This window comes from Acidithiobacillus ferriphilus, assembly GCF_018854775.1.
In the GTDB taxonomy this organism is placed as follows: domain Bacteria; phylum Pseudomonadota; class Gammaproteobacteria; order Acidithiobacillales; family Acidithiobacillaceae; genus Acidithiobacillus; species Acidithiobacillus ferriphilus.
Genome location: NZ_JAAZTY010000198.1, coordinates 1 through 2,575, shown reverse-complemented (window position 1 = coordinate 2,575; position 2,575 = coordinate 1). Strand labels below are relative to the sequence as shown.

The window sequence follows — 2,575 nt, the reverse complement described above, 5'->3', positions numbered from 1 at the left end:
GCAGGCGGTGCAGATCGTTAGCCATACTGGTAATGGCCTGCTCCAGATGACGCACCTCCAGAGGCCCGCCAATAGGCTTGAGGGATTCCGGCATGTCGCCCCGGCCAATGCGCTGCGCCTCCACTGCCAGCCGGGCCAGGGGGCGGTTGATCTGGCGAACGATGAGCCAGGCGCCGAGCAATGTACACAGGGCGATGACGCCGAGGCGCATAAACATGAAGCCTTGCCCGCCGAAATTCATGGGCGACGCGCGCATGCCCAGCCAGGGTTCATGGCGGCCACCGCGAATCCACAGCCAAGTGGCATCCGTATCACTGGGACCAATCCGCAATGCGGCCCCCGGAGACATCCGCGCCAGATAACCAGCGCTCTGGCGCAAAAAATACTTGTTGGCGGGAATGCCGGGCAGGTCGTGGGCGGGTCGCCATTGCAGACCACCAGCGGATGAGCGTTCGGCACCAGCGGCAATCAGGGCGTGATCCGTCTGCCAGAGAAATTCCGCGAAGCGTTCGGCGGCAGGATTCAGCACATATTGATGAAACAGGACATAGACGGCGCCTTGGGTTCCCAGCAACAGAACTGCCAGCAGGAGCACGGTCCGCCCCAATGTGCTGCGCGGCCAGAAACTCCGCACATGCATCAAGGCTCCGCGACGAACAGGTAGCCATGACCCCAGACCGTGCGGATATGCCGGGGCCGGCCGGGGGAGCTGTCAAGCAGACGGCGCAAGCGGGAAATCTGCATGTCGATACTGCGATCATCACTTTCCAGTTGTCGGCCACGGGTCAGCCACATGAGCTTTTCGCGGGTCAGGGGCTGGCCCTCATGCTGAATGAGTGTCGCCAGGGTCTGGAACTCGGCACTGGTGAGGGACAAGCTTTGCCCGCCCAGTTGAATCTCCTGCCGGCCCATATCCACGGTGAATCGGCCGCATTGGAAGGGGGCTGTTACCGCTTCGGGGCGAGGGACGGCGGCGCGGGCGCGGCGCAGGATTGCCTGGATGCGGGCCACCAGTTCGCGAGGGTGAAAAGGCTTGGCGAGATAGTCGTCGGCGCCCATCTCCAAGCCCAGGATACGGTCTATTTCATCGCCGCGCGCGGTGAGCATGAGGATAGGAACATCATGATGCTGGCGCAGTCGCCGGCAGATTTGCAGGCCGTCTTCATGGGGCAGCCCCAGATCGAGAACGATCAGATCAATGGTGGTTTCGGCGAGCAGGGTTTCGATCTGGCGCCCATCACTGATGCCCCTTACGGCAAAACCAAAGCCCTGCAGGTGCGACTCCACCAAACTGCGCAGGCGCAGGTCATCATCCACCACCAAAATCTGTTTTTGGATATCCATGTGCACATGGTAATCCCTTGTTCTCTCGTGGGCCACGGTCAAATGTAACAAAGCCTCCCGACCGCCGCCAAAGTGACAGTCTGTTACGTTTTAACAGGCCTGCAGCAAAGATTGTTACAGGCATTCCCGCTACCATTTTTCTCTGTTGCGACGGCTGCGCGGGGAGTTGCTCTCTCGATGCTTGCGGATAGCGCCGCTTATTCCCGTATATCAACTGAGTGAGGGTTTTACATGAAAAGCGCGAGGTATCTGCACGGCCAGGTGCGGCAGAAAGCGGGGCGTTCGGCTCCGGGTATGGCCCGACTGGGTGTCCTGCTCGGGGTTGTCGCTGCGGCTGGCTGCGCTGTCGGCCCGCATCTCAGCACACCGGCCGTCCCGGCGCCCAAGACCTATAACGCCCATCCCATCAATCTGCACAGTGCTCAGCAGCGGGTCCAGTGGACCACGCAAGAGGCACAGGCCTGGTGGTCGCTCTTCCGTTCGACGCCGTTGAATGACTATATCCGCCAGGCCATGCAGGCCAACCCGGATGTACAGGCGGCGCAAGCGGCCCTGGCGCGCGAGCAGTCCTTGATCGCGGTGGCCCAGGGCGGACTACTGCCCAGCGTGGGTGCCGGTGCCGGAATCAGTCGCGGGCGGGCACAACGGACCGGCGCGAACGGCGGGGCGAGCTACCGCATTCCCGGTAATCTCTACAGCCTGCTGCTAGGCACCGTCGACGTCCACTACAGCCCCGATGTATTTGGTCGGCAGGCCGATCTGGTCCACGCCGCCAAGGCCCAGGCGGCGGTCAGCCGCGCCAGTCTACATCAGAGTGAAGTTTTTTTGGCGGCGGCGGTGAGCCGGGCGGTGATCAGCGGTGCGGCGGCGCAGGCGCAGCTCAATGCCGCACAACAGATTGCCGCTGCCGATGCCCATCTGCTGCACCTGCTGCAGCAGGAGTATCAGTTGGGTTATCAGAACCTGCAAAGTGTGGATCAACAGGAGGCCATCACCGCGGCGGCGCAGGCGCGCATTGCACCCTTGCAGGCGGATGTGGCGGCGGCGCGCCATGGCCTGGCGGCCTTGCTGGGCCAGTCTCCCGATGCAGACCTGTCTATGCCGACACTCGCCAGCCTGCAATTGCCTGCCAGCCTGCCCACCAGCCTGCCTTCGGCTTTGGCCGAGCAGCGCCCGGATATTCAGGCGGCAATGGCAGAGTTGAAGGTAGCGGCGGCGCAGGCGGTGGCCA

3 protein-coding genes are annotated in these 2,575 nt (G+C 62.9%); 1 reads left to right on the top strand and 2 read right to left on the bottom strand.

Annotation, left to right across the window (positions count from 1 at the left end; all coding sequences use genetic code 11):
* Nucleotides 1-640: HAMP domain-containing protein (locus HF921_RS12090; protein WP_215893886.1), on the bottom strand; the 640-nt coding region annotated here is incomplete at its 3' end.
* Nucleotides 640-1,344, bottom strand: coding sequence for a response regulator (locus HF921_RS12085; RefSeq protein ID WP_064219617.1), 705 nt, complete (start codon nt 1,342-1,344; stop codon nt 640-642). The genes HF921_RS12090 and HF921_RS12085, both read right to left, overlap by 1 nt.
* 231 nt (nt 1,345-1,575) lie before the next feature.
* Here HF921_RS12085 and HF921_RS12080 point away from each other — a divergent pair.
* Nucleotides 1,576-2,575: TolC family protein (locus HF921_RS12080; protein WP_215893885.1), on the top strand; the 1,000-nt coding region annotated here is incomplete at its 3' end.